The organism is Bacillota bacterium (assembly GCA_040754675.1).
Classification (GTDB): Bacteria; Bacillota; Limnochordia; order Limnochordales; family Geochordaceae; genus Geochorda.
The window spans coordinates 1-2552 of sequence record JBFMCJ010000566.1 but is presented as its reverse complement, the minus strand read 5'-3'; the positions used below and the strand labels follow the sequence as shown (position 1 = coordinate 2552).

Sequence of the window (2552 nt, the reverse complement as noted above, 5' to 3'; positions counted from 1 at the left end):
GTCGAAAACGCGGCATCGCAACGGCGGCCCCTCCGGAGCCCCTGGACGTCCTTCACCACGTCGTACCGCTTGTCTTTCAGCCGCACCACCGCATGCAGGCCGAGCTGGCGCACCTCGTTCAGGAACGGCACCTCCGCATACAGCGCATCCACCGTCACCACGGCGCAGAAGTGGCCGTGACGGTGGACGGTTTGCCGCAACAGCCGCCGCCCTGCCACCACTTCGCCTTCCCCCGGCCGCTGGGCCTCCATTCCCCACACCACCGGGGGCGGGCCGGAGGGCGCCGGTCGGCGTCGAGGGTGCCGCTCTTGCTGGGTCGGCTCGGCGGCATCTGACCGAGCCACCGTCTGCAGCAGCACCTTCCGGTGGACGTACTCGACCCGCCCATCTGTGTGATGATAGACTGGACTTCTACAGTTTGAAAGTCAAGAATCCCGTCACGACGCGGTTTGCAGGGCGCGTTCAAGGGCGTTGGCACCACGCGTGACCTCGCGGACCGGGGGCGGCACGGTCACGCCCACCGCCTGAAGCACCTTGCCGGCCACCCCCTGCAGGGGCAACCGCAGGCGGTAAAGCCGGTCCTCGTGACGCACGTCTACCTCTTCCAGCGCCTCAAGGTCCCGCAGGATGTCGGCCCATTCCAGGGCAAGCCCCCTGGCCGCCAGACGCTGCTGCAGTTCGTGGGCCAGCAGCAACGCCAGGAAGCTGACGAACAGGTGCCCTGTGATGGTGGCGTCCCACTGGTGGTAGATGGGCCGGCTGTCGAGCAGGCTCTTGGCGGCCCGGAAGAAGGCCTCCACCTGCCACAGCCGCTTGTACTGCTGCGCCACCTCGGCAGCGCTCAGGTCCGTGTTGGTGCGAATCACGAACTTCCCGTCATAGCGAGCGGCGGTCCGCACCTTCGCCTCGTCGATGGTGATGCTGCCCTTGGCCACCTTCAGGAACCGCCGGAAGCCCCGGTTGCCCACCAGCGCCTTGGGCCCCCGGGCCAGCTTCTCCTGCACGGTCTGCAGCATGGCCTGGCGACTGGTCCGCTCCCGGGCCGCCTCCTGGGGGTTGTAGGCGACGATGTAGCGTCGGTCGTCCACCCAGACCTCCTTCACATAGAGGTTGGCGTCCACCTTCTGGTAGCGCCCGGCCCGGCTCAGCACCACGTCCCGAACCTCCTTGAAGGCCCGCAGCCGGGTGCCCAGGATGTAGGGGAGCCTGAGCCTCTCCAGCTCCTGGATCACCGATGCGCTAACCATGCCCCCGTCGGCCACCCAGCAGACCCGGGCCAGCCCAAAGCGCCGTTGGGCTTGGTGCACCATGGGTAAAAGGGCCTGGGTATCGGAGCGGTCGCCGGGGGCCACCTCCATGCAGACGGGGCGGCCCTGGTCGGTCAGCACCACCCCCATCACCACCTGGCGGCGGTCCGGCCGGTCGTCCCGGGAGTAGCCGTACGCTCCCAGGCTCCCGCCCCGCCCTTCGAAGTAGAAGCTCGTGGTGTCGAAGAAAACCAGCTGCACCTGGGTGAACAGGTCCCGGTGGAGGACAAACCAGGCCTCTTCGATGCGGTCCTTCGTCTCTCCCAGCCAGCGCATGGCCCGGTAGAAGTGGTGCAGCAGGCGGTCGTCGCTGCCCGGGATGGCCACGTCCCGCAGCCACCGCACCGCCTGGCGGTCCGACCCCGACTCGAACAGCCGGTGCAGCGTGCTGGCAAAGACCACCCGCTCCACGTCGAAGGTGAACCGGCGGCCCTCCAACAGGCTCTTCAAGACCCGGTCGACCTTCAGCTCCTGCCACAACCGCCCGAAAACCAGTGCCGGCCCGACGCGCCAGCTCTTCAACGCCTCCAACTTCCCTTCGGCGTGGGCCTGCTGGACCTGCTGGCGGAAGCGCCCCAGCGAGCGCAGCAGCGTTTCGATATCGCCCTCAGCCTGCAGGCGGTCCAAGCGCCCCAACGTGGCCACCACCCGCTGGCGGGTGGAGCGGCCCTCCCGGATGTTCTCCACCACCTGCAGGTAAGTGTAGCCCTTGACCGTTTTGGTGCGGACGAACACCTCGGTGCCCTCCTGTTATCACCTCCCATCGTGCCATTCAAGCCGCGACATGTCAAGCCCGCCTGTCATCAAAGTTGGCACCGCATTTTCGCCGTTCTTGAGAGCCGACCCGCGTCGTGACGCGACTTGCCCGAAGCAAGGAGGCCGGGACCGTAGAAGTCCAGCCAGACGCTCGACTGGTGGGCAAGGCGTACGAACGGCTCTCCCTCATCGTGACGAGCATCCTGGAGTTCCAAGAGTGGGGCGCGCTTTTCGACAGCCCGGCCAGCGCGGCGGCGGTACTCGACCGGCTGCTGCACCACGCCCACGTCATCACCCTCAAGGGCGAAAGCTACCGGATGCGCAGCACCCCGCCCGAAGGCTCGGCGGCCCCCGCCCTACGGGCGGGGGGTAGAGGGGAGGGAGGGACCCCCGCGTAGATCCCGCCTCCTACCTGGCCAGGACTGCGGGATTTTCGTGGCCAAAAGTGCGGTTTTTCAAGTGGCCGTTGATAGAAATGGCCGGGGCGTA

At 67.4% G+C, this 2552-nt stretch carries 3 protein-coding genes; 1 reads left to right on the top strand and 2 read right to left on the bottom strand.

Going from position 1 to position 2552, the window contains the following annotated elements:
- Together AB1609_20920 and AB1609_20915 are read right to left on the bottom strand one after the other, a co-directional pair.
- A partial coding sequence (locus AB1609_20920; GenBank protein ID MEW6048900.1) for a hypothetical protein occupies positions 1 to 344 on the bottom strand: 344 nt, incomplete at its 3' end.
- A gap of 93 nt (positions 345 to 437) precedes the next feature.
- Positions 438 to 2042, bottom strand: a complete 1605-nt coding sequence (locus AB1609_20915) for an IS1634 family transposase (protein MEW6048899.1) — start codon at positions 2040 to 2042, stop codon at positions 438 to 440.
- A 116-nt stretch (positions 2043 to 2158) separates the two neighbouring features.
- On the opposite strand from AB1609_20915, the gene AB1609_20910 reads away from it, so the two are divergent.
- Positions 2159 to 2461, top strand: a complete 303-nt coding sequence (locus tag AB1609_20910) for an ATP-binding protein (protein ID MEW6048898.1) — start codon at positions 2159 to 2161, stop codon at positions 2459 to 2461.
- Positions 2462 to 2552: the final 91 nt, after the last annotated feature.